Annotated in this window: 21 protein-coding genes and 1 riboswitch; of the genes, 8 read left to right on the top strand and 13 right to left on the bottom strand. The window is 61.7% G+C overall.

Annotated elements, in window-relative coordinates:
- Nucleotides 1-231: 231 nt before the first annotated feature.
- Nucleotides 232-1254, bottom strand: coding sequence for an agmatine deiminase family protein (locus tag CCR95_RS03635; RefSeq protein ID WP_201091956.1), 1023 nt, complete (start codon nucleotides 1252-1254; stop codon nucleotides 232-234).
- A gap of 217 nt (nucleotides 1255-1471) precedes the next feature.
- Between CCR95_RS03635 and CCR95_RS03630 the strand changes: the two genes are divergently transcribed.
- The 3 genes from CCR95_RS03630 to lolD are packed head-to-tail and all read left to right on the top strand — an operon-like array spanning nucleotide 1472 to nucleotide 4798.
- Nucleotides 1472-2806 carry a threonine/serine exporter family protein gene (locus CCR95_RS03630; protein WP_242523043.1) on the top strand — a complete coding sequence of 445 codons (1335 nt, stop codon included), beginning with the start codon at nucleotides 1472-1474 and terminating at the stop codon, nucleotides 2804-2806.
- A gap of 47 nt (nucleotides 2807-2853) precedes the next feature.
- A complete protein-coding gene (locus CCR95_RS03625; RefSeq protein ID WP_201091955.1) occupies nucleotides 2854-4104 on the top strand; it encodes a lipoprotein-releasing ABC transporter permease subunit in 1251 nt (416 codons plus the stop codon).
- Nucleotides 4097-4798 (top strand): lipoprotein-releasing ABC transporter ATP-binding protein LolD, encoded by a 702-nt coding sequence (gene lolD, locus CCR95_RS03620; RefSeq protein ID WP_201091954.1) that lies wholly within the window; start codon nucleotides 4097-4099, stop codon nucleotides 4796-4798. The genes CCR95_RS03625 and lolD overlap by 8 nt, the downstream gene beginning before the upstream one ends.
- Here the strand turns inward: lolD and CCR95_RS03615 are convergent.
- The gene (locus CCR95_RS03615) at nucleotides 4741-5298 is read right to left on the bottom strand and encodes a DUF2062 domain-containing protein (RefSeq protein WP_201091953.1); all 558 of its coding nucleotides are present in this window, start codon (nucleotides 5296-5298) and stop codon (nucleotides 4741-4743) included. The two genes, lolD and CCR95_RS03615, sit on opposite strands and share 58 nt — an antisense overlap.
- A 380-nt stretch (nucleotides 5299-5678) precedes the next feature.
- Between CCR95_RS03615 and CCR95_RS03610 the strand changes: the two genes are divergently transcribed.
- Nucleotides 5679-7976, top strand: coding sequence for a DNA internalization-related competence protein ComEC/Rec2 (locus CCR95_RS03610; protein WP_201091952.1), 2298 nt, complete (start codon nucleotides 5679-5681; stop codon nucleotides 7974-7976).
- A gap of 106 nt (nucleotides 7977-8082) precedes the next feature.
- Here CCR95_RS03610 and CCR95_RS03605 read toward each other — a convergent pair whose 3' ends face one another.
- From CCR95_RS03605 to CCR95_RS03560, 10 genes are all read right to left on the bottom strand, one after another.
- Nucleotides 8083-10158: a S8 family serine peptidase gene (locus CCR95_RS03605; protein WP_201091951.1), complete on the bottom strand. Its 2076-nt coding sequence runs from the start codon at nucleotides 10156-10158 to the stop codon at nucleotides 8083-8085.
- Nucleotides 10159-10217: 59 nt separating this feature from the next.
- Entirely contained in the window at nucleotides 10218-11240 is a 1023-nt protein-coding gene (locus CCR95_RS03600; RefSeq protein ID WP_201091949.1) for a HEAT repeat domain-containing protein, read from the bottom strand.
- Nucleotides 11237-11470 (bottom strand): hypothetical protein, encoded by a 234-nt coding sequence (locus tag CCR95_RS03595; protein WP_201091945.1) that lies wholly within the window; start codon nucleotides 11468-11470, stop codon nucleotides 11237-11239. Before CCR95_RS03595 ends, CCR95_RS03600 begins: the two co-directional genes overlap by 4 nt.
- Before the next feature lie 183 nt (nucleotides 11471-11653).
- Nucleotides 11654-12451, bottom strand: a complete 798-nt coding sequence (locus CCR95_RS03590) for an adenosylcobinamide-GDP ribazoletransferase (protein WP_201091943.1) — start codon at nucleotides 12449-12451, stop codon at nucleotides 11654-11656.
- Nucleotides 12452-12453: 2 nt separating this feature from the next.
- Complete coding sequence (gene cobT / locus CCR95_RS03585) at nucleotides 12454-13509, bottom strand: nicotinate-nucleotide--dimethylbenzimidazole phosphoribosyltransferase (RefSeq protein ID WP_201091941.1); 1056 nt, start codon at nucleotides 13507-13509, stop codon at nucleotides 12454-12456.
- Complete coding sequence (locus CCR95_RS03580) at nucleotides 13506-13709, bottom strand: bifunctional adenosylcobinamide kinase/adenosylcobinamide-phosphate guanylyltransferase (protein ID WP_201091939.1); 204 nt, start codon at nucleotides 13707-13709, stop codon at nucleotides 13506-13508. The genes cobT and CCR95_RS03580 overlap by 4 nt, the downstream gene beginning before the upstream one ends.
- On the bottom strand, nucleotides 13706-13864 hold the full coding sequence (locus CCR95_RS03575; RefSeq protein ID WP_201091961.1) for a hypothetical protein: 159 nt from the start codon (nucleotides 13862-13864) through the stop codon (nucleotides 13706-13708). The genes CCR95_RS03580 and CCR95_RS03575 overlap by 4 nt, the downstream gene beginning before the upstream one ends.
- Before the next feature lie 154 nt (nucleotides 13865-14018).
- Nucleotides 14019-15905 carry a TonB-dependent vitamin B12 receptor gene (gene btuB, locus CCR95_RS03570; protein ID WP_201091937.1) on the bottom strand — a complete coding sequence of 629 codons (1887 nt, stop codon included), beginning with the start codon at nucleotides 15903-15905 and terminating at the stop codon, nucleotides 14019-14021.
- A gap of 173 nt (nucleotides 15906-16078) precedes the next feature.
- Nucleotides 16079-16326, bottom strand: a riboswitch (cobalamin riboswitch).
- Between the two features lie 231 nt (nucleotides 16327-16557).
- Complete coding sequence (gene groL / locus CCR95_RS03565; RefSeq protein ID WP_201091935.1) at nucleotides 16558-18192, bottom strand: chaperonin GroEL; 1635 nt, start codon at nucleotides 18190-18192, stop codon at nucleotides 16558-16560.
- A gap of 67 nt (nucleotides 18193-18259) precedes the next feature.
- Nucleotides 18260-18547 (bottom strand): co-chaperone GroES, encoded by a 288-nt coding sequence (locus CCR95_RS03560; RefSeq protein WP_201091933.1) that lies wholly within the window; start codon nucleotides 18545-18547, stop codon nucleotides 18260-18262.
- Nucleotides 18548-18816: 269 nt separating this feature from the next.
- Between CCR95_RS03560 and CCR95_RS03555 the strand changes: the two genes are divergently transcribed.
- The gene (locus CCR95_RS03555; RefSeq protein ID WP_201091932.1) at nucleotides 18817-19242 is read left to right on the top strand and encodes a DUF6858 family protein; all 426 of its coding nucleotides are present in this window, start codon (nucleotides 18817-18819) and stop codon (nucleotides 19240-19242) included.
- A gap of 211 nt (nucleotides 19243-19453) precedes the next feature.
- Here the strand turns inward: CCR95_RS03555 and CCR95_RS03550 are convergent, their stop codons facing one another.
- Nucleotides 19454-19714, bottom strand: coding sequence for a hypothetical protein (locus CCR95_RS03550; protein WP_201091930.1), 261 nt, complete (start codon nucleotides 19712-19714; stop codon nucleotides 19454-19456).
- 14 nt (nucleotides 19715-19728) lie between these two features.
- Between CCR95_RS03550 and sohB the strand changes: the two genes are divergently transcribed.
- From sohB to CCR95_RS03535, 3 genes are all read left to right on the top strand, one after another.
- Nucleotides 19729-20739, top strand: a complete 1011-nt coding sequence (sohB, locus tag CCR95_RS03545; RefSeq protein WP_201091928.1) for a protease SohB — start codon at nucleotides 19729-19731, stop codon at nucleotides 20737-20739.
- A 110-nt stretch (nucleotides 20740-20849) separates the two neighbouring features.
- Nucleotides 20850-23003: an alpha-amylase family glycosyl hydrolase gene (locus CCR95_RS03540; protein WP_201091926.1), complete on the top strand. Its 2154-nt coding sequence runs from the start codon at nucleotides 20850-20852 to the stop codon at nucleotides 23001-23003.
- A gap of 45 nt (nucleotides 23004-23048) precedes the next feature.
- The gene (locus CCR95_RS03535) at nucleotides 23049-26894 is read left to right on the top strand and encodes a DUF1631 family protein (RefSeq protein WP_201091923.1); all 3846 of its coding nucleotides are present in this window, start codon (nucleotides 23049-23051) and stop codon (nucleotides 26892-26894) included.
- The last annotated feature ends 2 nt before the right edge of the window (nucleotides 26895-26896 follow it).

Below are 26896 nucleotides of genomic sequence, written 5' to 3'. Positions count from 1 at the left end.
ACCCTCGGAACTCACGACCCTTGGTTACCCAAACGCCGCTCCGGGGCACTACAATGGTGTACGAGCAACTCCATCGGCTGGACTTTAACCAGCAAGTTAATCAGCCTGTTACGGCATACGGTCAGGTCTCCGAAGCCGGGGTCAGGTTCCCATTGCAAATCCGCGCAGCGGCTTCGGTTCGCTCAAGGGAGAAAAACCCCAGGGTGCCGCGTTCCCGCATGTTGGCCTGATCTAACCTGGAAGCTGCATGCTGATGCAATGCAGGCTTCCACCCTGACGGATCAGAGGGCGGCAGTCGAGCGTCAGAATGTCGTGGCTCGGGAACAGATCGTCCAGAATCGCGCACGCCTGCTGATCCGCCGGATCGCCGTAGACAGGGAGCAGAACCGCATCATTGATGATGAGGAAGTTGGCATACCCCGCCGGAAGTCGCGCGCCATCCTCATCCAGGATCGGCGCGGGGCAGGGGAGCGGAACCAATCGATAGGGGCAACCCTGGGGGTCGCGCAGTGCCCGCAGTTCCGCCTCCATTGCCTGCAACTCGGCAAAATCCGCATCCAGCGGATCCTCGCAACGGGCATAACAGAGGGTCCGCGGATCGCAGAAGCGGACGAGTGTATCGATATGTCCATCGGTATCGTCGCCGCTGATGGCACCATGTTCCAGCCAGAGAAAATGACGGAGGCCGAGCCGTGCGGTCAGTTCGTGCTCGATGTCCGCACGCGTGCGGCCGGGGTTGCGCCGTGGATCGACCAGGGTGCGAGTGACCGCGAGCAGCGTGCCATGGCCATCAGTCTCGATCGCACCGCCTTCGAGCACCAGATCGCTGGTTTCGAGCCGAGCATCGCCGAATAGGCCGTCCGCCGCCAGGCGTGCGGTGATCCGGTCATCCCGATCCGCGCTGAACTTGCCGCCCCAGCCATTGAAGCGAAAATCCAGCAACAGGTGTTGTGACTGATCGGTCAGGACAGTGATCGGGCCATGATCGCGCGCCCAGGTGTCGTTGCTCGGGGCGATGCCGAGGTCAAGCCGTGCGGAATCCGCGCCGGCCGGGGTTGCCAGACCCCTGATACGTTCGGCATGATCGCGATCCCGGCAGACGATCAGAACCCTTTCGAAGCGGCTGATCATGGCGGCGAGTTCGGCATAGAGCGTTTCCACCTGCTCCAGGCGATCCGCCCAGTCGGTGTCGGCATGCGGCCAGGTGAGCATGACCCCGCTCTGGGGTTCCCATTCGGCGGGCAGTCGGCGCATTTTGGGGTCTCGGTTGTTTGTGAGTGAAACCGCGTCCATCACGGGAGGCGGCGTTTTGAGCCGTCGGCCAGATGGGCGCCCATCTGTCGTGCTAGAGTCGACGCAGTTTAACGGTCTACAGGCGATCGCGACGAGAACATTGGCGCCGATCGGGGCAGACGGACGTCCATCGACACGATTTGCGCGTCCTGCCAAACGCCTGGGGAAGAGGGCGTGCTTGACGCATCCACACCAATCACGATCCTGGAGGATTCATCCGATCAACCGCCCTGTTGAAACCAGCCGTCTCGAATCCGCCGAATTCACGGCGATCTGCCAAACTGTCGTACGCGCCGGAACGCTGATGGCGGCGGCGGGAACCGGCGCCTATCGCGTCAAGGAAGAGATGAACCGCGTGGGGAATGCACTGGGTCTAGACGCCGTCCATGCCGAGGTGACGCTCAACACGGTCATCGCCACCGGCATCCGGCAGGGCGAGGCGCATACGCTGGTCGGGACCATTCCCGCCGTGAGCGTCAATGCCGGGCGGATCGTCGAGATGGAGGCGCTGGCGCTGGGCACCCAGCCGGGCGCGAGTGTCGCGGACTTCAATCGACAGCTCGACGCCATCGCGCACCGGCCCGCTCGTTATGGACCGTTCATGACCGCACTGGCGGCGCTGGTCGCCTGCGCCGCCTTCTGCTTTCTCAATCACGGGGGTTGGGTCGAGTGTCTGGGGGTGGCCGTCGGGGCGGGCGCGGGACAGTGGCTGCGCGCGACCCTGGCCCGTTATCGGCTCAATCAGCTCGGCGTCACCCTCATGGCGGGGGCGACGGCCTGTCTGCTCTATCTGGGGGTCACGGGACTCCTGATGAGTCTCGGGGTGCCCAGTGCGCGCCATGCCGCCGGCTATACCTCGGCGGTGCTCTTTCTCATCCCCGGCTTTCCGCTCATTACCGCCGCGCTGGATCTGGCGCGACTGGACTTTACCGCGGGGATTTCACGCCTGACCTATGCGATCCTGGTGGTCACCGTGGCGGCGATCAGCGCCTGGCTGGTCGCCGAACTGGTCCATCTGGTTCCGCTGCGGGCGCCCGAACTGAACCTGCCGAGATCGACACTCCTGCTGTTGCAGTTGCTTGCCAGCTTCTGCGGCGTCTTCGGCTTCGCCATCATGTTCAACACGCCGCCGCGCATTGCGCTGGCGGCGGCCTGTATCGGGATGCTGGCCAATACTTTGCGACTCTCTCTGGTCGAGGTGCCGTTGCCGTTGCAGGTGGCCGCACCCATTGCGACCCTGCTGGTCGGTCTGCTGGCGGCCTGGATATCGGGATGGATGCGCTGTCCGCGCATCGTGCTGTCCGTGCCCCCGGTGCTCATCATGATTCCGGGCACGACGGCCTATCAGGCGCTGGTGTACGCGAATCAGGACATGCCCCTGGAGGCGATCACCAACGCCTACGAGGCCATGTTCATCGTCGCCGGAATCGCCATCGGGCTGTCGATCGCGCGCATGCTGACCGACCGCGCCTGGGCGTTCGAGGGCCGGCTTCCTGGCGCGGCGTCCAGATGAAAATTATCGCGGTTCCTCAGACGACTTTATGGTTAAATCCCGCCCCTATGTATCATCCCCTCCCACTCTATATCGGCCTGCGCTATACCCGCGCGAAACGCCGCAATCATTTCATCTCCTTTATCTCGGGCACCTCGATGGTCGGGATCACGCTGGGCATCGTCGCCCTGATCGTGGTGCTGTCCGTCATGAACGGGTTTCATAAGGAGATTCAGCAGCGCATCCTGAGCATGGCCTCGCATGCGACCCTAACCGACCCTTACGGAGGAGGGATGGCAGACTGGCGCGAGGTGCTAAAACAGGTGCGCGCGCACCCGGACGTGGTCGGCGCGGCGCCCTTCGTCGAGGTCCAGGGGATGCTGGTCAACAGCTCCTATGTGAGCGGCGCGCTGGTCCGCGGCATCGTTCCGACCGAAGAAGACGAGGTCGCCGATCTGCGCGACCAAATGGTCAGCGGATCGGTCGACGATCTGGTCGACGGCGAGTTCCGCATCATCCTCGGACGCGATCTGGCGGCCTTTCTGGGCGTGGGTCCGGGCGATAAGGTGACGGTCGTCACCCCGCAAGTCAGTGCGACTCCGGTCGGGATCATGCCGCGACTCAAGCGCTTCACGGTCAGCGGCATCTTCGCGGTCGGTATGGCGGACTACGATCGCAACGCGGCCTTCATCCATCTCGGCGATGGATCCAAGCTCATGAACTACGGCGAGGCGGTCTCCGGGGTGCGGATCAAGCTGACCGACATGTGGGAGGCGCCGCGGCTGTCGCGCGAGATCGCCTACGATCTGGGCGGCTCCTACCGGTTGGTCGACTGGACGCAGGTGCACAGCAACTTCTTCAGCGCGCTGGCGATCGAGAAACGCATGATGAGCATCATCCTCTTTCTGATCGTGGCCGTGGCCGCTTTCAATATCGTCTCGACCTTGGTAATGGTGGTCACCGACAAGCAGTCCGATATCGCGGTACTGCGCACCCTGGGGCTCTCGCCCGCGCGGGTGATGGCGGTCTTCATGGTGCAGGGAACCGCGATCGGGCTGATCGGCACCCTGATCGGCATGCTTGCCGGCGTGGTGCTGGCCTGGAACGTCGAGCCGGTGGTGGGGGCCATCGAAACGCTGTTCAGCGTGCATTTTCTCGATCCGACCATCTATTACATCAGTCAACTGCCGTCCGACGTACATCTGGCCGATGTGCTGTCCATCAGCGGCGGGGCCTTTCTGATGTCGGTCCTGGCGACCATCTATCCCGCCTGGCGCGCGGCCCAGACGCAACCGGCCGAGGCCCTGCGTTATGAATGAAGCCGCAGCGGTTCTGGAGGTCGAGGGGCTCGTCAAGACCTTTCAGCAGGGTCCGCAGGAGGTTCAGGTGCTACGCGGGGTGACGTTCCGCGTCGCCCCTGGCGAACGGATCGCCATTGTCGGCGCCTCGGGGTCGGGCAAAAGTACCCTGCTGCATTGTGTCGGCGGTCTGGATCGCCCGACCTCGGGCAGCGTGCGCTGGCTGGACCAGGAGGTGAGCCGCCTGTCCGAAGCGAAGCGGGGACTGCAGCGCAACCGGCATCTCGGTTTCGTTTATCAGTTCCATCATCTGCTCCCGGAATTCACGGCCATCGAGAACGTGGCCATGCCCCTGCTGATCGGCGGCGCCCGGCCGGCCGAGGCGCGCGCCAGGGCCGAGGATCTCTTGAAGCGGGTCGGTCTTGGACACCGTGGCGCCCATAAGCCAGGAGAGCTATCCGGTGGCGAGCGCCAGCGCGCGGCCGTCGCCCGTGCTCTGGTGACACGCCCAGCTTGTCTGCTGGCGGACGAGCCGACCGGGAATCTGGATCGCAAAACGGCGGGCGGGGTCTACGAACTCATGCTGGAGTTGAATCGGGATATTGGCACCAGTCTGGTGATCGTCACTCACGACACTGAACTGGCGTCGCGGATGGATCAGATCTGGCGATTGGATGACGGGGTGCTGAGCCGCGACGCAGCCATCGCGCGATAGCGTTCCTTGCGTGCGCGGATTTGGCGCATGAGTTTCCAGCGCCAGATGGCCTGAATCGCCAGATAGCCCGCAAATGAACAAACTGCGCCACAGATCAGGCTACCCAGCAAGAGTGGCGCGATGACCTCCAGCCAGTTGTGCCAGTCCAGCCAGAAATGGAAATCGAAGCCCACCGCCTCGTGGCCAAGAATCCAACAGCCGACGACATAAGCAAAATAAAACATCGGCGGGCTCGTCACTGGATTGGTGGTCCAGACCAGCGCGACGGAGATCGGTAGATTCACGCGCAGTGCAATGGCAAAACCCGCGGCGATCAGCGATTGGGCTGGAAAAATCAGGAACATGGCGAAAAATCCGATTGCGACCGCACCCGCGACCGACCGCCGGTTCAGATGCCACAGATTCGGATCGTGCAGAAGCTTGCCGAAGACGTTGCTAATCCGCTCGTTTTCTCGGATCGCCTTGGGAGTTGGAATGACGCGCTTTAGCCATTTTTTCACACAGAGGTTCCGCGTGGTCTTAAACCGCGTCCAGCGTGATAGGCGTTGACTGACTCCAGCCACTCTGGCGACCAACGGCCATCGGTGAGACGCAGTTAAAATAATCGAAAGATGAAGCACCTAAACCGAACAGGCTCCGATGTTTATAGGTTTATGCGCGGTCGATTCGTTGCGGAAACGACGCATGACATGCTGGACGCGGTTCAGGCTTTCTTTGCCTTCATTTGCGAGTATAGGGCAGACACTGGAAATGCCGCTGATTTATCTTGTCCGTGCCTGCGTTGTGCGCGTATATCGATTCGGCCTTGCATGAACCAACCGGCGCTGGCACTGTTTAAGCTCTCGGATTGAGACTGGCCTGCTGCAAAGGAGCGATGCGCATGCGTGCCGGCTTAGCCTTCGCCGCGGGAGTCGCGGCCTTTCACCTGTTCCCCGTGATGCCCCCTCTGTGGTTGGTTGGGCTACTGACGCTGTTGCTTGCGGTTCTGGCGTGGCGTCTGGTTTTGCTGCGACTGCCCTTTGCATGCTTGCTCGGTATCTTCTGGGCGCAACTCCACGCTTGCGCGGTGCTTTGCCAACCCTTCCCGGACGAACTTGCCCGTGCCCCGCTGCTGCTGGAGGGACGCATCGCCTCCATTCCAGTGGAGACCGGCTACGCCACGCGCTTTCTGTTTCAGGTCGAACGCACTCTGCAGAACACGAACCCGATTCCCTTTCAGGGGCTGGTCCGACTGTCCTGGTACAAGGGCGCGCCCGCGCTGAAGGCCGGCGAGCGCTGGCGGCTCCCGGTGCGTTTGAAACCGCGTCATGGGTATGCCAACCCCGGAGGATTCGACTTCGAGCGCTGGCTGTTTCAACAGGGTATCAAGGCGACTGGCCATTTGCGTCATAGCGAGGAGCTCGAACGCCTGGATGCAGGTTCCGGACCCTATTGGCTGGATCGCTGGCGTCAGGGAATCGCCGATCATCTTGCCAGGGTACTAGGCGATGCCCGGACACTGGGGCTGGTTCAGGCATTGACCATCGGTGAGACATCCGGATTCAATCCCGAGGATTGGGAGATCCTGACCCTGACGGGTACCAGTCACCTGGTCGCGATCTCCGGTCTGAATGTCGGGATGATCGCCGGCGTGTTCCTGGTTCTGGCGCGTTGGCTGTGGTCACGGAGCGTTCGGTTGACGCTCGCCTTGGCCGCTCCACGGGCGGGAGCCTTGGCCGGTATCCTGGCGGCGCTGGTTTATGCGGGCCTGGCCGGTTTCTCGGTCTCTACCCAGCGCGCGCTCGTCATGCTTGCTGTGGTGCTCGGCGCGTTTTTCTGGCGGCGGACCCTACGCCCCTATCATGCCCTGACGCTCGCGTTGGTTGGAGTCCTGGCACTGGACCCAGGGGCGGTACTGTCTTATGGGTTCTGGCTGTCCTTCGCGGCGGTGGCTCTACTGCTGTTCAACCTGGGGCAACGCCTGCCGAGCCGCGATCTCTGGACCCGCTGGGGTCGTGCCCAATGGGCCGTAACCATCGGTCTATTGCCGCTGCTCCTGTCAATGTTCGGGCGCGTCTCGCTCATTGCTCCGCTGGTCAATCTGGTCGCGGTTCCGCTGTTCAGTTTGCTCCTGCCGCTGGTGCTCATCGCCAGCCTGGCGAGCCTGATCCCTGGATTCGCCTGGCCGCTGATCCTGACCGCCGAACTGCTCGGTTGGTGCCTGGATGGCCTGGCCTGGCTGGCGACGCTTCCGTGGGCGGCGGCGACCTTTCCGGCGCCGCTGCCCTGGGTCTGGGGTGTCTCGGCCATTGGCGTGATGCTGCTGCTGGCGCCGCGTGGACTGCCCGGACGCTGGCTGGGGCTAGTGCTGCTCCTGCCGTTGGTCGCGATCCGTCCTCCCGGCCCAGCCCCCGGCGAGGTCTGGTTCACGCTGCTGGATGTCGGGCAGGGGCTTGCCGCGGTGGCGCGGACCGGGGAGGGCACGCTGGTCTACGATACCGGCCCCGGTTTCACCAGTGGGTTCAATACCGGCAGTGCCGTCGTGGCGCCCTTTCTCCTGGCTCAGGGGATCGACCGGATCGACCGGCTGGTGGTCAGTCATGCCGATCGTGATCATACCGGCGGTTTGCTGGGATTGGCGGAACGGATCGCCTTCGATCATCTTCAGAGCGGTGAGACGACCGAGCTTGATCTTCCTGGCGCCACGTCCTGTCAGGCCGGGGACGGCTGGACGTGGTCCGGCGTGTCATTCCTGTTCCTGCATCCGGAGGACGGAGGCGCGCGCGGGAACAACGCTTCATGCGTGTTGCGGATCGAGACTGGCGGCCGGTCCATTCTACTGACCGGCGATGTCGAACAGGGGGTGGAACGGAGACTGGTGGAGCGGCTCGGATCCAAATTACGCAGCGATATCCTGGTCGCCGGGCATCACGGTAGCGCCACATCCACCAGTGGCGAATTTCTGCATGCCGTCGCACCTGGCCTGGTGCTGTTCTCCGCGGGATATGCCAACCACTTTGGGTTTCCGGCGCGGATGGTCCGCGCACGGGTGGCGGGGCAGGGGATTGGGGCGTTCAATACGGCGATCGAAGGCGCAGTCGAGATCAGGCTAGGGGCCGGCGGCACCATCGTTGGGCCAAGGGGTTGGCGTGAACAAGCCGGTCGTCTGTGGACACATCGCCCTGGAAATGGAGGATAAAACCGCTTTCCGCTTGCGCTCATCCCCGACTCAACAAGGTCGTTGAGTCGGGATCATGTATTGCGGTTTACTCGCCTTCGATATCGACCGTCTGACCGCGAACGCTCTATGGGCTCACGTTGGAACAGGTATTTTTGATGGTCCAAGTGTAAGCGGTTGCACTGGTTTTCGTTAAATCGCCGACATACCAGTATTCGTTTAGCCCACAGGTTGCGGGCGGTGACAATAACCCACCAAGCGGCGTGGCACCATTATAAAGTTGAATAGACGCGCCCGAAAGCGCCCAGGAATCACTCCAAGAATCGCTTCCCGTCCATTCATTCCGTGCGAAGATCTTGTAGATCCCAAGCGAGGCAGAATTTCCGACCACAATCATTTCCAGTGGCTCATAGTCATCATAGGAATCGCGTGGATAAAACACGTAAGGCGCACCCGATAAATCGCCAGCATTATCCCAATAAATATAGCTGCCGCTTGGCGTCTTGGCTAACAGATCGAATTCCCACCCGTTGCAGCCGGAGCCACATCCGGTCGTGTCAACCATCGGCTGCATATTCTTCCAATCCAGCGTGATGGTCGCGTTACCCACCGTGCGAGTCATGGGTAAGGCGTCGGTTGATGGGGGTGTCACCACGCTCGCGTTGACAGTCAAACCTCTTAGCGCGACGTTGCTCATGTAACCGGCCCGAGCCGCTTTCAGGGTTCGCGGACCTGCCGTGAGCCCGGTCATCTCATAGAACCCGCCCTTGTTGGTGGCATCGCTTTTAACCAGCGTCGCCCCATTGTAGAGATTGGCGTTGGCCGCAGTCGTGTTGGGAACTGGCGCCTTACCACTGAATGGGTCGAGCAGACGGCCAATGGCGGCGGTTTCGGACGTGCCGTATATCGCCTTACGGACATCCACCCGCCGGGTCGGGGTCGCGAAACCGCAGGAAATTCCTCGGCCCGTGGTCACTAATCGAGCGACGAGTTGATCACGGGTCAAGCTAGGATATTGCCCCCACACCAGCGCCGCTGCACCGGCAACCACCGGAGCGGCCATGGAGGTTCCCGAGTATTGCGCGTATCCATATTCAGGAACCGTGGACGAGATCTTAAAGCCGGGCGCGGCGATGTTGTATTGACCGGGAGCTGTCGACGGGCTGAAATTGGAAAAATAGGCACGGCAGTCATGTTGCTCGGTCGCCATGACCCGCAAGGCGGTATTGGGATAGGCGCCAGGATAAGCAGAGATAGGACTTGTTGTGTTGTCATTACCAGCCGCGGCGACCAGTATCATGCCGGCATTCTTCATGGCGGTGACCTGGGTCGAAATTAACGCGCTGGCCGATCCGCCAAGACTCATGTTGACAACCTTGGGGGATCCGTAAGTCGGGTTGCCTCGAACCGACACCACCCAGGCCATGCCGTTTGCAACATCGAACCAAGTACCTGAACCCGTGCTGTTCAAAACTTTGACCGCAAGAATTTTGCAATTTGGACACACGCCCTCGCCATAGCTGCCGTTCGCGCTCCTGGCGGCGACGATTCCGGCAACGTGCGTTCCATGGCTATCGTCATCGTAAGGATCGAAGTTATTGGCCACGGAGTTTTTGCCCTTGATGACCTTGCCAGCGAGATCCGGATGCGTGTAGTCGACCCCGGAGTCGATGACGGCCACCGTCGGCGGGGTGGCAGAGAAGACAGGTAAGGCGGCCGTCTTGCGGATGACGGTGTGGTGCCATTGAAATCCCGTTCCTGGATCGGTCGAAACCGACATGGGGCGAGGATTTGCCGTGCTCCGAACCGATTTCTGAGGCCGCATGTTGTTCAGGTCAGGGAGAGGGGGAATGCGCGCGAACCCGTTGCGTTCGACAAATAGTACGTCGCTGCGAACGGCCAACGCTTTGATTGCTGCCTGTGCCGCTTTCTCGTTACCGAAGTGAAGCAGAACCGCACTCCCATCTTCCATCTTCTTTTCCAGTCGACCTTGCATCGCCCGGGCGGCATTCAACACTCCTTCTTGCTTGCCTTTCGTCGAGAGGCCCACGATGACATCTCCCGCGACGAAATCCGTGCCCGCACGCAGGCCGGGGTCAAATCCAAAACCTTTTTTGCTCGCTGGAATCGACAAGTCGCCCGCGAAGGTAACATTCGTCAGTAACGTGCAGAAGGTAAGAATGAGTAATCGGCTTTTTCTCATGATTCATGGCCCTGAAAGATGAAGGTAGATTGACTTAAAAATCATTATCAACGTGTGTTTTACTCGATAGAACCCGCTGGATATGATGTATCCTCATGATTTAATTCTAAAAACAAGTTATTGACTCGAGAACGAACCTGCTCGTCCGGATCTTGTCGCAGCAGCGAGATGGCATTCCATGCCGACTCCTGACCTTGCGAGGCCATTACATCGATAGCAACGATCCTGACTTCTGGATCAGGGTCGTCCAATTTTCTTTCGATTTCCACTAATCCGCCTTCCAAGCGAGTTAACGACTCGAAGGCGGTCGTTCGTATATCAAGATTGTCGTCACTGGCGGCTTCTGTGAGCATGTCTAACACGTCTGATGGATGAGATGCGTGATAGAGGTCAAAGAACGAGGACAGCGCGGTTCTTCGGCGATCGACGTCATCGCTGGATGCGTCTCTCTCCAGCAAGTTGCGAGCGTCATCTTCGTCAAGTGCGTACAGTTGTCGATAGGCGAGTTCTCTGACAAAAGGCTCGCTGTCCTGGGCAGCCGCATGAAGGATGTCTCGCAAATTGGCAGGCTGCTCTTTGATCGAACCCTCTAACTGCGAGAGGCGTTCGTTCGGGTCGAGAGTCGTCTCTTGTTGATCGCCTTGTGTATGACTAGGAGTATAGACGAAAGGCGAGGGCGAGGAGCCTGGCTGACCCAAAATCATCAGTGTCAGGGTTGGCGGATGGTCCGATGATTCATGGAAATGAATGAGGACATAATCCTTGCCGTCCAGAATCGTGCGTAATCCATCGTAAAGAGGGGCTTGATCGAGGTTGACCGTCACGGTTTCCCGTAGCGAGTCGATGCCATTCATCTGGATGTCGGTTTTGCTGGCGATTTCGCTCAAAATTCGCCGAAGAGGAATATTGTGAGCCTGTACGCTTAGGCGCGACTGGCTCCACTCGACGTGGAATGGATCTGGCTGAGCGGCTTCCTGGGCGACGCTCGCGCAGGCTATCGAGAGATTTAAGGTGATGATGAACATGACGCGAAACAGTGCCGGTTGCCGTAAATGCGAGCCGAAGCGCTTGGATCCGTTCATTGCATCGGCTTGCCCTGTACGAGTCGATAGCCGTGAAGTCGTCGCCGTTTGTCGATGGCATTGATCCGTTCGAGTCCAGCCTGGTAAGAAGGGACGCCGGTTTTACGCACGCGACCCCGGCGCGAATCGATCACGCCCCAACTGGACACCAGGGTCCAGTCGCCGAACAGATCCTTAATCAAATGCGCTTGATAATAAAGAGATTTTTCGGGTTGGATCCAGCTATACATGGCCCAATTCTCCTCGCGTCACAATGAATTCAGCGCGGTCAACCGGCGCTCGGCCATCGCCCGCCGGCACCCCGGACGGATCGATCAGGTCAGCGAGACAAGGTGCACCGCATACACTCTGGGGCTATTGTTGACACAGGATGCCGAACGATGTCAATAGGTTGCTAATTTTCAAGGGATAATTCAGAAAGGGATGGCGAGGAGGGCGGTGGCGAGCAGGAGCAGGGTTTCGGTGATTTCGACCAAGGCGCCGGCGGTATCGCCAGTGAATCCGGCGATGCGCGCGAGCATGGACCGTCGGGCGAGCAGCAGGATGAGCAGCGATCCCAGCACCAGCGCCAGCCCCATCAAGACGCCTGTCAAGCCGCCGATCCAGCCGAGGCTCAGCGGGCATCCCGCCAGCACGAGCACGCCCGCCATCCACGCCGCCCGGCGCGGGAGCTGGTTGACCTGATCCGAGGCCATGCCGCGTTTGCGCGCATAGGGCGTCGTCAGGAGCAGCAGCGGTAACTGGGTGCGCGCCAGCAGCGGAATCCACAACAGCAGCCAGGATTCGCCGTGGGCGATCAGTGCCGCCAGTCCCGCCCATTTGGCGATCAACACCAGCGCGATCGCGGTGACGGCCGCCGGACCGCTGCGCGGATCCTTCATGATCTCCAGGGTGCGTTCGCGGCTTGCCAGACCGCCGACCCAGGCGTCCGCGCTATCGGCGAGTCCGTCCAGATGCAGCCCGCCAGTGGACCAGACCCAGAGGAGCAGGGTCAGCGCCGCCGCGACGCTGGGGTCCGTGCTCCCGAGCGTCCAGGCGACCAGCGCGATCAGTCCGCCCAGCAGCAATCCGACGAACGGATACCAGGGCACCGCCCAGCCCGCTTCGGCGGGCGTGACGCAACCCGGATCGGGGAAGGGGAGGCGAGTCAGGAAGCGCCCGGCGATCCAGAGCGGACGAAGTCGCAACAGATCCAGAAAACGGTCGGTCATTCTCAACCCTCGCTCACGCCGGCTTCGGCGAAGGTCGCCATGTTCTGGTGCAGCGCGCAGGCCAAACGCAGCAGCGGAACCGCCGTCGCCGCGCCGCTGGCCTCGCCGAGACGCATCCCGAGCGCAAGCAGCGGATCGGCGTCCAGCGCCTCCAGGATGGCCCGGTGACCGGGTTCCGCCGAGTTGTGCGCGAACAGCAGCCAGTCGCGGACATCGGGCTGGATGCGTGCTGCCACGAGGGCCGCCGCACTGACGATAAAACCGTCGACCAGCACCGGCAGACCGCGTTGGGCCGCGGTGAGATAGGCGCCGGTCAGGGCGGCGATCTCGAAGCCGCCGAGTCGACCGAGCAGTTCCATGGGCGTGCTGCCGGGCGTGGCATGCCGCGCCAGGGCGGTGGCAACCACCTCGGTCTTGTGCGCGATCCCGGTGGCGTCCAGACCGGTGCCGGGACCGACCAGCTCGGCGGGTGGCAGATCCAGCAGGGCGCAGGCGAGCGCCGCCGCCGGGGTGGTGTTGGCGATGCCCATCTCGCCGCCGATCAGCAGTCTGGCGCCGCTATCGATGGCGCGCTCGACGGCGGCCCGGCCGGCGTTCATGGCGCCCGCCTGTTGTTCGGAGGTCATGGCTGGCTCGCGGGCGATGTTGCCGCTGCCGGAGCCCAGCCGCTCGGAACGCACGCCTTCGATGGGGCCGGGATCGGTGACCATCCCCAGATCGATGATCTCCAGGCGCGCGCCGAGCGCCGCCGCCAGCACCGAGATGGCCGCGCCGCCACGGGCGATGTTGTGCACCATCTGGTTCGTCACCGACTGCGGAAAGACGGAGACACTCTCGGCCGCGACGCCATGATCGGCGGCGAACAGCAGGATCTGGACTGGGTCGGCCGCGGGCATGGGCTTGCCTTGAAGACCGGCGAGCCGGATGGCGAGTTCTTCCAGCCGGCCCAGCGAACCGCGCGGTTTGGTGAGCTGGTCCTGACGCCGGCGCGCGGCCTCGGCCGCCGTGCGGTCGACCGGAAGACAGGGTTCGTTGAGCCAGGCGAGTCCAGCGATCATGCCGCGCCTCCCGTGACCGTCAATGGCAGACTGGTCACGGTTAGGATGATCTGATCGCAGCGGGCGGCGAGATCCTGATGCAGGGTGCCGGCCAGGTCGCGGGACCGGCGGGTGATGGCATCCAGCGGGGCGCTCTCCAGGTTGGTTTCGTTGCCGACCAGGATCAGTTGGCCGGGCGCGCTCAGCAGTGCATCGGTCATTGCGGACGCACCCGTGCGGTTCGCGAACGGGAGCGAACGCCGACCAGGGTCAAATGCACGAGTGGTGCGAAAAACTGCCCGCGGGTCGCGGCCATGAGCGCAGCCAGGCCCAGTCCGATCAGGAGACGGGAGCGGGAATCCGTGGTGTCGTTCATGGGCTTGGTTTCTCCTGTGAGCGGCCACGCGATCAACGTCGGGTTGCCGGGTGAATGGACATTGGGTTCGTCGAGCATTGTAACCGTGCCCGGCATGACATGGGCGGTTTGTGCGCCTGGGAACGCCGACTTTGCCGTCGGCCCTCTGGAACCTTCACTTCGCCCCCGGCTGAAACTCATACCGCAGGGTCAGATACGCCGCCCGACCCGGTTGGTTGAACAGAGAGGCGGTTTCATACTCCTCGTCGAAAACATTCTCCAGCCGTGCCTGGAGCCGCAAGGCGGGCGTGATGGCATATTCGGCCCGCAGATCGATGAGGGTGTAGCCATCGAGCCGCGTGCGGTTGGCCAGATCGTCGAAGCGTCGTCCGGCGACGAAGAGTGTCGCGCCAGCCGACCAGCGCTGGAACTGGCGGTCGAGGTCGAGCTGGAAGCTCTGCTCGGGACGGCGCGGTAGCAGGTTGCCCTGGTTGGCGTCATCGGAACGATTCTCCGGATTCAGCAGGGTCAGACTGGCGCCCAGATCGAAATCCAGAATCCGCGCCGACCCAGACGCCTCGACCCCCTGGATGCGCGCGCTGGCGATGTTGGCGGCGGCAAAGGTCGTGGCATCGAAGGCGATCATGTCGTCGATGTCGGTCTGATAAAGACTGAGCCCCCAGCGCCCGGACGCCTCCGTCCCGAGCGGCAGACTGCCGCCAAGCCCCAGTTCCAGACTGCGCGATTGTTCCGGATCCAGATCCGGGTTGCCGAAGTTGGGATAATAGAGGTCGTTGAAGGTCGGCGCCTTGAAGGCGCTGCCATAAGACAGCGATACCTGGATCCCGTTGTCGAACAGGTATCCCAGCGCCGCGTTGCCCGTGACATGGGCGCCAAACTGCTGGTTGTCGTCCTGACGCAGACTGAGTTTCAGATCAGTGGCGCCAAAGCGGCCCTGATACTCGCCGAAGACGCCAAGGTTGTCGCGCGAGTCCTCGTTGTAGTCGACCGTGCCATCGACCCGGTCGTTCAGGTAATCGAAGCCAAGTGTTGCAAGCTGGCCGGGCAGGATCGCGACATTATTCTGTAACGAATAGGTCTCGCGCTCGGTGTTGAAACTGTCGACAAAGAGATCGTCGAGATCGATCGCCGCGTCTTCATAAAAGGCGCGGTACTTGTCCCAACTGTACCCGGCGGCCAGAATCAGCGTCCAAGGCTCCAGCGGTTTTAGTGTCGCCGAGCCGCCGACCACCTGCTGTTCGGCGCGCGAAACGTTGCCGGAGAAGAGCGAGCCGTCGAAATCCGAACGGTTCTCGGAGCGCAGCAGATGCACATCGAGCTTGGCCGCGTCGCTGAATTCATAGCCGGCGCGTAGACTCACGCCGACATTGCGGTAGCTATCCCGGTCGGGCTGAGTGACCCCGCAGCCGGCGAAAGGGGAGGGGCGTCCGTCGCAGGCGTTGATTCCGTCGGTGCGGTCGAGGTTGGCGCCCAGATTGAACCACCCCTGGTCGCCACCCCCGGATACTCCGGCGGAAACGCTCCCTGTGCTGAGTGTGCCCCCACCGATACTTGCGCGGGCGGTTAGTGGACCGCCACCCCGTTTGGTGAAGATCTGAATAACGCCGCCGATGGCTTCGGAGCCATAGAGGCTCGAACGCGGACCGCGCACGACCTCGATGCGATCGATCTGCTCGATCGGCAGGTTTTGCAGCGGCGCGGTGCCCAGGGTTGACGAACCTACCTTGACCCCGTCGATCAGGATCAGCACATGATCGGCATTGGTACCGCGCAGAAAGATGGAGGCCGGATGACCGGCCCCGCCACTCTGGGCGATGGAAACGCCCGGAACGCCGCGCAGCAGATCCGGAACCGAGCGCGCCTGACGGCGCTCGATCTCGGCACGATCGATCACGGTGACCGAGGCCAGGGTCTGGCTTTCGGGTTCGGGCGTGCGGGTGGCGGTGACCACTACCGGATCCAGCGTCGTTGCGGTCTCGTCGGCGAGGGCAAGACTGGTCAGCGGCACGATTAGCGCAGCCAGCATCAAAGGGTAATTCATCGAAAGGCTCCAACAGCGACCCGAGCGCACCCGCGCGGGCCAATCCAGGGAGGATCGGCGAGGAGTCGGGACGAGAGCGAGACCACGGGAAAACGACGGGGCCAGCATCCCGGCCAGCCGCCCCACGCGACCCCGGTGAGAGACCGTCCACCGTTCCAAATCAGGAAAAGTCGACGACCCCGGATCTTCTGGCCGGTCTCCGGGCTTACGAGCGGGCATAACCCCAACGCGACGCCTTCCCATGAGTGATCACAGTGGCATCTGGTCGCGTCTTGAACCGCATCCAGCGTCGGATGCGGTTCGCTCGTCTACCGTTGCGGGGGCAGCGTCGGCATTGCGCATCCATGAAGGCGCGCGCACCGACTTCCCGTTTAACCCATCAGGCGAAGGCCATCCGGGCACCGGAAGATCAAGCGGGCTATTTACGGCTTTTTTCGATGACGGGTCAATTGACAATTGTCATTCGGACATCGCATCATGTGACGACCGAATGACATTCGGACAAGAATAACCCGCAAAGGGAGGATGGTCTGTCGGCATGCTTTGTCGGCAGATTGCTTGGAGGAAAGGCCGCGAGCGTGCCCGAGTTCGGGCACGCACGTTTCCTGTTTAACTCATCGAACAATCACATGATTTTACGCGAGTGAAATCATCAATAGTCCATATCATCCATGCCGCCAGCGCCTGGACCCGCCGCCCCCTTTTCCTTCTTGGGTTCGTCGGCGACCATCGCCTCAGTGGTGATCATCAGACCGGCGACCGACGCGGCATTCTGTAGCGCGGTGCGCGAGACCTTGGTCGGGTCGATGATGCCCATCGCCATCATGTCGCCATATTCGCCGTTGGCGGCGTTATAGCCGAAGCTGCCGGTGCCTTCCGCGACTTTGCTCATGACCACGGAGGATTCCTCGCCCGCGTTGGCGACGATCTGACGCAGCGGCTCTTCCATGGCACGACGCGCGATGGCGATGCCAACATCCTGATCGGCGTTCGCACCCTTCAGATCCTTGACCGCGCCGATGGCACGCACGAGCGCGACGCCGCCGCCGGGGACGATGCCTTCCTCGACCGCCGCGCGCGTGGCGTGCAGCGCATCCTCGACGCGCATCTTCTTTTCTTTCATCTCCATCTCGGTGGCCGCGCCAACCTTGATGACCGCGACGCCGCCGGCCAGCTTGGCCAGACGTTCCTGGAGCTTCTCGCGGTCATAGTCGGAGGTGGTGTCCTCGACCTGACTGCGGATCTGCTCGCAACGCGCCTTGATGTCGTCATGCGAACCGGCGCCGTCGATGATGGTCGCGTCGTCCTTGCCGACCTGAATCTTCTTGGCCGAACCCAGCTCGTTCAGGGTCGCCTTATCGAGCGACAGACCGACTTCCTCGGCGATGACGGTCGCGCCGGTGAGGGTGGCGATATCCTGCAACATCGCCTTGCGACGATCGCCGAAGCCGGGCGCCTTGACCGCGCAGACCTTGAGAATGCCGCGCAGATTGTTCACGACCAGGGTCGCCAGCGCCTCGCCCTCGATATCCTCGGCGACGATCAGCAGCGGCCGACCGGCCTTGGCGATGGCTTCCAGAATGGGGAGCAGATCGCGGATGTTCGAGATCTTTTTGTCGTGCAGCAGAATGTAGGGATCTTCCAGATCGGCCTTCTGGCTCTGCTGGTTATTGATGAAGTAGGGCGACAGATAGCCGCGGTCGAACTGCATACCCTCGACCAGGTCGAGTTCGTTGTTCAGCGACTTGCCTTCCTCGACCGTGATCACGCCTTCCTTGCCGACCTTTTCCATCGCTTCGGCGATGATGTTGCCGATCGACTCATCGGTATTGGCCGAGATGGTGCCGACCTGGGCGATTTCCTTATTGGTCGAGCAGGGACGGGAGAGTTTCTGGAGTTCCGCGACCGAGGCTTCGACGGCCTGATCGATACCACGCTTGATGTCCATCGGGTTCATGCCGGCGGCGACCGCCTTCAGACCCTCGCGGACCATCGCCTGGGCGAGCACGGTGGCGGTGGTGGTGCCGTCGCCGGCGACATCGGAGGTCTTGGAGGCGACCTCCTTGACCATTTGCGCGCCCATGTTCTCGAACTTGTCTTTGAGTTCGATCGCCTTGGCGACCGACACGCCGTCCTTGGTGACCGTGGGCGCGCCCCAGGACTTCTCGATCACGACATTGCGGCCCTTGGGACCGAGCGTGACCTTGACGGCGTTGGCGAGGATGTCCACGCCGCGCAGCATCTTGGTGCGGGATTGTTCGCTAAAAAAAATCTGTTTTGCGGTCATGCGGTTCGAGCCTCGGTGAAGAATGGAGTGGTCAGTGATCGGTGATCAGTGAAGCGTCGGCGGGACGCTAGGCGATGACGCCCATGATGTCGTCTTCGCGCATCACCAGCAGTTTTTCGTCGGCCAGCTTGACCTCGGTGCCCGAATATTTACCGAACAGCACCCGGTCGCCGACTTTGACGTCGAGCGGTCGCACGCCGCCATTGTCGAGCAGCTTGCCGTTGCCGACTGCGATCACCTCGCCCTGGATCGGCTTTTCGGCGGCACTGTCCGGGATCAGGATCCCGCCGGCGGAGGTGCGTTCCTCCTCGCTGCGGCGGATGACGACACGGTCATGTAAAGGGCGGAGTTTCATGGATAGCGATCTCCCTCGGGGAATCTCAGGGTTTGATGGAAGCTGGGGTTGGTCAGGACAACTCAAGCACTTGGCGCGAGGTTTGTTAGCACTCGACCCGTTAGAGTGCTAACAATGTAATGCAAAAACCGGCCTTGTCAAGCGAGCTGACTGGCGGCGCTCTCGGCATGTGGCGCGTCGGAATTGCGAATCTTCAATGCTTGCCGCGCGACATTGCTTAGAATTTTAGTCGGTTATCCACCCACCTCCGAACCATCCAGAGAGCATTTATGCAACAGTTCCTCCTGCAAGAGAAATACCCCGTTTATACCCTGGAAGTGCCGAAGACCGAGACCCGCTTCAGCGATGTCGACGCCATCATCGCCTATCTGAACGACTGCGTGAGCGAGCACAAAATTGCCCGGCTTATCGCCACCTTCGATCATTTCGAGCACACCAGCGCGCTCCCCGAGGGCGAGATCGCTCATGACATCCTGGCCGCCAAGCACATCGTCTTTTGTTTTGGTACGCATCTGCCGAATGCCCATGTGATGGCCGTGCGCCCTCGTTCCATCGGTGTGGTCGAGAAGCCGGACAGCTTCGTGGTGACCTTTCTGGAAGCGCCCATGCCGCTGGCCAATTTGGCGATGGAGTCCTGGGTCAGGGCGATCGTCGATGTCGCGGACGAGTCTGCGTCTCGGGCTGAGACCGCTTAGGCCAAGGCATCGATGGCGCTTTCTTCATTCCGGGTTGAAATGGGTAAGTTGTTCGATTTTCAGGTCGTTGCGTGGTTCGTTTTTCTTTCTTGACCTTAAGCTTGCCGAATCGCCCGGCAATGGCTTGCGCCCGCTCTTTTGCCTCCTTTTTTCCGATGCCGGCGGCGACCAGTTCCAGACCGTTGACGCGAGGTCCGCCAGATCCGGCTTGTTATTCAGTACGGCCAGCGCACGGCGAGTCTTCGATGTCGTCGCAGGCCAGGATGTGACGCAGGCGCAGTTCCACCTTTGATTCGCGCGATTTCGCCAACGATCGCGTGATTTCTCCGTCTTCGACGCCGCCGTATATTATGATCCATCGCGCTAACTTCACGCTGGCGCCCCACCGCGCATCCGCGACGCTCGCTTGAGCGTCGCGGATGCGCGCATTGATTTCGTGTCGCCGCGCTCTTTGGATTTCACGCTTGACCACTGACCACGATTATCATGATGGATCTGCTGTTTGCCTCGCTGTTCGATTACGGTCTGTTTCTGGCCAAAACCCTGACGCTGGTTCTCGGGATCGCCGTGCTTCTGATCCTGGCGCTCCGCGCCCGGCAGGGCAGCGATCATAGCGAACATCTGGAGATCACCGATCTCAATGAGCGCTATCGTTCGCTGACCCAGGCACTCAAGGAATTCTCGCTGCCGAAAAAGGCCTACAAGACCTTTCTCAAGGCCGAACGCAAGCGCGAAAAGGAACGCGAGAAGGCGGCGCAGAGCGACCGCCCGCGTTTGTTCGTCATCGAGTTCAACGGCGATATCCGAGCCAGCGAGGTCGCCGCGCTCCGGGTGCTGGTGACCGCGCTCCTGCTGGAGGCGCAGCCGGGCGACGAGGTGCTGGTGCGGCTCGATAATGCCGGCGGCATGGTCAGCGAACACGGACTCGCGGCCTCCCAGTTGGCGCGCATTCGGGCCAAGGGCATCCCGCTGACGGTCGCGGTCGACAAGGTCGCGGCCAGCGGCGGGTATCTGATGGCCTGCGTGGCCGACCGCATTCTTGCCGCGCCCTTCGCCATTCTGGGCTCCATCGGCGTGCTCGCCGAGTTGCCCAACTTCCATCGTCTGCTGGAGCGTCACGGGGTCGATTTCGAGCTGCATACGGCGGGCGAGTACAAGCGCACCCTTACCGTTTTCGGCGAAAACACGGACGAAGGCCGCCAGAAGCTGCGCGAACAGTTGGAGGAGACGCACGAGCTGTTCAAGAGCTTCGTTGCCGAGTACCGTCCCGCCCTTGATCTGGAGCGGGTGGCGACCGGCGAATATTGGCACGGCCAGCGCGCCGTGGAGCTTGGGCTGGTGGACGCCATTCAGACCAGCGACGATTATCTGCTGGCGGCGAGCGAGGAGAAGGAACTGTTGAAGCTCAAGTACAGCGTCCACAAAAAGCCCATCGAGCGGTTGCTGTCGAGCATCCAGGCGAGCTTGGATCGGGCCTTCGCGACCTGGCGGGGCTGATTCGGATTGCACGTGGCAGCGATCTTCCCGTGACGCCGCTCCGCAGTGTCACGGGATCGGTGGCTGACGCCTGAAAGCATCTTTACAGTTTGATTTGGAGGACGTTCACGATGCCGGATTTGATTGTCCATTTCGAACGGCCCGAGGATTGGGCCGACACCATCCATGTCCATTATTGGACCGGTCATCCGGGCGGCGCCGAGAGCGATTGGCCGGGTGTTGCCATGGAGCCCCAGGGCGACGGTTGGTTCAGCATCCGGTTTCATGGCCTGAAGTCGCTCTACCTGGTTTTCCACGACGGCCAGGGTCGACAGACGAAGGACCAGTTCCGCAGCGTGAATGGCTGGCTGAACGCCAGCGGACATTGGTCCGCGAGCAGACCCGAGCATCGATCCACGCCCGTCATCCCCCCAGCGCCGCCCCGATCTCAGGTGTCCAGCGAACCGCGTCCGCTGCATGAGCGTACCGATTTCCGCGAGGAGACCATCTATTTTCTGCTGACGACCCGTTTCTACGACGGCGATCCCTCGAACAATTTTTTCTGCCGCGACCGTATCCAGTTCGACGAATCCGGCAACCCGGTCGACCCCCACTGGCGCGGCGATTTCAAGGGTCTGATCCAGCGTTTGGACTATCTTCGCGACCTTGGTTTCACCGCCATCTGGATCACCCCGCCGGTGGAGAACCGCTCCGGTCTGGACTATCACGGCTATCACCCCTACGACTGGACCCGCATCGATCCGCGCCTGGAGTCGCCTGACGCCACCTATCAGGATCTGATCGACGCGGCGCACGCCAAGGGCATCAAGATCATTCAGGACGTGGTGGTCAATCATTCCTGTCAGTACGGCATTCGCGGACAGGTCCATATCGACCATCTGCCGATCAAATATTATGTGCCGCAGGGTTCCGAGCCGGGCCGGGTGGATCACGGTCCCTATCAGGGCAACCTCGGCAACTATGCCTGGCCGAATCGCGACGACATCGACAATCCGCTCGCGCCCGCGTGGTACCGCGAGCGCCACGCGCGCGACCCGGATGGCAGCGAGCCGCTGCTCGACCCCAAGACCGGCGAGACCGTCCCCCAGCCCGGTTATCGCCCCGGACGCTTCTTCGGGATCGACGCCCAGGATCTGGACCCCGACTGGTATCATCAGGAGGGCTTCATCTGCGGCGGCGATTGGGAGAGCGCCCATCCGCTCCAGCAAAAACATCTGGCGGGCGACTGTATCGATCTGGCCACCGAGCGTCAGAACGTGAAGGACTACCTCATCAACGCCATCAATCGCTATCTGGACATGGGCGTGGATGCGCTGCGCATCGACACCGTCAAGCATGTCGAGCGCGATAATCTGCTCGAATACATCAATGCCTGGAAGGCGCACAAACCGGGCCTGTTCGTGTTCGGCGAGAATTTGGTCAAGGGCTATGGCTGGGGCGATCTGGGCGGTGGCGACAATGGCCCGTCGCAGATCCGGCCCTGGTGGTACACGCGGCTCGGACACGATCCGCTGGATCCAGAAGCGGGCGGGGACTCGGGGTTTCCGCAGCTCGATTTCGGTCTGTTCTCGACCTTTCGCGATACCGTGAGCAAGGGTACCTATGCCGGAACCGCGCAAATCCTCGGCATGGACTGGATCTATGGCGATGTGACGCAGCTTGTGACCTTTTTGCAGAATCACGATGTCGGTCCGGACAACGATTTCAAATACCGTTTTAAGGGCGATCAATGGATGGCGGCGGCCGCCTATAATCTGATCTGGACCGCGCGCGGCATCCCCTGTCTCTATTATGGCGAGGAGATCGAGTTCATGAAGGGCGCGCCCCAGGATGTCGAGGGCGAGCGCGATACGCTGCATCGGACCGGTCGCGCCTATTTCGGCGATCATCTGACCGATGAACGGATCGCTCAGACCCAGGCGCATCCGCTGTATCGTCACATCCAGCGTCTGAATCTGATCCGCCGGGCCATTCCCGCGCTGCAGAAGGCGCGGATGAGCCATCTCGCCGAATGGGGCAGTGGAATGCGCTTTGTGCGCGACTATTCAGAGGGCGGGAGTTATGTCATTGTCGGTCTGGCGATCGGGGCCGAGCAACAAATCGCGATCGAGGGCGTCAAGCCCGGCGTGTATCGCGACGCCGTGACGGGGGCGGAAATCGCCAGCGACGGCCGCCTGGGGTTCCACGTCAAGGCGAATTCAGCGGGGATTTATGTACTCAACGGACCCGGTAAGATCGGAATGGACGGGGTGTATCTTCGCTGAGGTTTCCTGCTGGCATCCGATGGTCCAATACGTATTATCCAGAACATGACTGACCAACAAAGACAGTATAGAGAGCGTCGCATTCAGACCCGTCATCCGGTTGATCTGCACGCAAAGGTGCGCGGCCGCAATCAGCTTCCGACCAATTGCAGGGTGCTGAATATCTGCAATGGCGGCGTGCTTCTGGACAGCTCCGCGACAGCGCCGGAACTGCCTTTTGTCTCGGGCGAACATGTCGATCTGCATTTTGACCTGCCGGACGCGCAGAGCATGGATCCCGTTCAGGCCGTGGTCGAGATTCTCCATCGCGTCGATCGCGGGCTGGGCGCGCGGTTTATCCGGCTGGAGGGGAATGGCCGGGCGCGTCTTGCCCGTTTTATTGGCGAGACGGCCGCCGCGGCGCGTCCGCCGGAGGCGGATCTCGAGCTGAATCCCGGCCGGCTTCGGGCGCGCGAGGTCTTGCAGGAAGTGGGACGGCAGGGTCTGGACAGCATGCTCGATTCGCTCTTGGAGAGCCTCGTGGAGGATCTCTGGTCGCACAGCGAGCGCGCGATGAGCGATGCCGAGCGCGCGCGCTTTACAGGCGAAATCGGCCTGCTGGCCAGGGCGATTCAGGATGAAAGCATCCCGCGCCGGATCCGTCAGGAATTGCTCGACGCCTTGCGGAATCTCGGCAAGGCGAAAAACGCGGGTGCCGTTCCAACCGCCAGAATGGAGGCTGCCCCCCCGGCGGACGGTTTGCAACTCGTCGATCAGGAAGAATTCGAGGTCTGGCTGGCGAAATCGGAATTGGCCAACCGTCTGGAGGAAGAGTTACGCGAACCGCTGGACGCCCTGCGCACCCAGGTCTCCGCGATTTTCCAGGATACGTCACTCCCGATGGAGCCCCTGGCACTGGCCGAAACCATTGAGCAGGCACTGAGCGAAATTGGCCTCGGCAAGGAACTGCAAAGACTGTCCATGCGGATTGTCGCCAACCATTTATCGAGCAATCTGGGCGCTTTTTATCGGGAGGTGTTGCGGGCCTGGACGTCCTCGGGACTCGCCGACATCGAGCCGCCGCGGACGACAGACACCGATATCCAGACCTCGGTAGCAGCCGATGCCACGAGATACGCAGTTCCGAGCGACACGCCGGATTTCGCCCCCCCCCAGGACCGCGTCGCGGCCGCGCCAGCCGGAGTCCAGCGCGCTGAGTCAGAGACGATTCAGGACACGCAGGCCGCCGATCGGTTGGCTCTGTACCCCTCCGGGTCGGCGTACCGGGCGCAGAGGCGACCGACGCGCCATTACGCGGGTGGGCGGCGCGTCGCCGATCTGCTCTCCCAACTGCCCGTCGATTTCCAACTCCCCGAGGCAGACCCAGACCGCCCGCTGCGGGAACTGGTCGCCCAATGGCTGCGAAGCGCCGAGCCGAAACAGGACGGGAGTCATCCCGAGCGCCAGCCGGTGATGTCTCCGCAGGTTGAGGAACGGGTCGATGTGACCGACCGGCTCCTGTCGCACATGCTGACAGATCCCTCGACCCCGCCACAGATCAAATCGCTCATCAAGTCCTTGTCCAGGCGTTTTCTGTCCATGGCGGTCACCGAGCCGGGCGCGATGGCGGATACCCGTCAACCGCTGGTCACCCTGCTGAATCAGTTAGAACAACTTGCGCTGTTCCTGCTGAATCAGGAAGGCGACGATCGGGGCTTACAGCGCGAGTTCGAGGAAGCGGCTCAAACGCTGGTCTCCAGCGATGAGCGGGATCCCGCCGCGCTGAATGAACTATCCAAACGGCTGGAAACCATCGAATCCAAGGCGGGTCGCGACTATCAAGACAATATCGTCAACTGGGTGAATGTCTGCGAGGCGAAAGAGCGGGAACGCCTGGCGCGCGAGCAGGTGCGCGAACGGCTGAACAGCGCACTGACCGGACGGCGGATTCACCAGGCCGTCGATGAATTGGTTCAGGTTGGCTGGCGGAGCCTGCTGGAATCGGCGTGTGCCAATGGGGGAATTGCAGGGGCGCGCTGGCATCGGTACTGGAATCTCCTGCTGAGTCTGCACCGCATGAGCGGTGGCGAGGACGTGGGCGAGGGAGAAGGCGACGCGCGGGAGTCCCTTACCCTGGAGTCGATGATCGAGCAACTGCGCGCGGGCCTGAGTTACATCGGAATTGACTCGATCCGTAGTAATGAACTGCTGGGGCGGATTGAAACCGGCGTGCGTCGCGTCTCCGCATCCCTCTCTCGGGATGAGGATTTTCTGATTTTTTCTCCCTTGATTCCGGATGCCGAGAGCGAACCCGAACGGATTCCGGCGGATCTGTCCGCCGCGGACTGGGAGCGGGGGCTGGCGCGGGTCAGCGGCTTGCCGCTCGGCGCTCTGCTGTGGATGCGGAACAAGGACGCGAGCAAGGTACTGCGACTCATCTGGCGCAACGACGACGGTTCTCGCCTGGCGATTACCGATACGATGGGCAAGAAGGTGAAGGTGCTGCGCCGCCAGCGCCTGGCCGAGGCCTTTGCGCGCGGTCAGGCGCACGCCGAGGGGGCGCCGACCGCCAAGCGGGTGGTCGCCCGTGCCGCCGACGCTGCGTTGACGGAGATGCAGGAACGTCTCATTTATCACGAAACGCACGATCCATTGACCGGCCTGGCCAATCAGCGACGTTTGCTGGATTCGCTGACCCAACTGCTCCTGTCAGGCAAGGATTCCGACGCCACGCATGCCCTGGCGTTCCTGGAACTGGATCGTTACGACACGCTCACCGGAACCTTTGGCTATTCGGCTGGCGAGCGCATCCTGGTGGCGGTCGCCAGACTGTTGGAAAATGTGGTTCCGGACGCGTTCTGTCTCGCCTACCTGGGCGGATGCCGCTTCGGTTTGCTCATGCCGGCGATGAATCGCGACCACGCGTCCGAAATCGGCGAGGCGATTCGCGCCGGGTTGACGACGATGCCCTGCGATCTGCAAGGCAAACCATTCCGGCTGGCGGGCAGTCTCGGCATGGTGCTGCTGAGCGACGACGCGACCAGTCCGGAAACGCTGATGTCGGCGGCGAGCGTGGCCTGTCTGGCCTCGCATCGGGAGGGGGGGGATCGTGTCCTCCTCTTCAGCGAGAACGATGCGATCATTGTCCGTCAGTTGGATCACTTGCGCGGCTGGGCGCAAGCGGAGGATGTCATCAAATCCGGCCGCCATCGTCTGCGTTATCAGCGGATCGTTCCGATCGATCCCAATCGCGAACTGACGCCGCATTGCGAAATCCTGCTCAGCGTTTACGATGACCAGGGGGCTCCGCTCCCGCTGCAATCCTTTATCGCCGCCGCCGAAGCGTTCAATCGGATGCGCGAGGTCGATCGCCAGGTGATCGAGACCGCCTTCCGATGGCTCAATGAACATCCGGTTCAGGCGCGAGCGATCGGCGGTATCGCCATCAATCTCTCGGGACAGTCGCTCAGCGATCCGGATCTGCTGAAATTCATTCGCTCCAGCCTGGAACGTTTTCAGGTGCCAGTCGATGTCGTCAGTTTCGAGGTCACCGAGACGGCCGCCATCGTGAATCTCGAACAGGCGGCCATGATTCTGGGCGAGATCAAGGCATTGGGCTGCCGTATTGCGCTGGACGATTTCGGCTCTGGCATGTCGTCCTACAGCTATCTGAAACAGTTACCGGTCGACTATGTCAAGATCGACGGATCCTTTGTCAAGGATATTTTGATCAGCCCTCACGACCGAGAAATCGTTAAATCATTCAATGAGATCGCCCATTTCATGGGGAAGAAAACCATTGCAGAGTACGTGGAAAACAGCGAGATTCTGGAACTGCTGCAGGATATCGGGGTGGATTACGCACAGGGCTACGCCATCGAACGACCGCAATTCCTTGACGAGATGCCTTAAAC

Source organism: Thiocystis minor (assembly GCF_016653465.1).
Taxonomy (GTDB): Bacteria; Pseudomonadota; Gammaproteobacteria; order Chromatiales; family Chromatiaceae; genus Chromatium; species Chromatium minus.
Note: the sequence above shows the minus strand (reverse complement) of the source record. Positions and strands in the feature narration are given on the sequence as shown.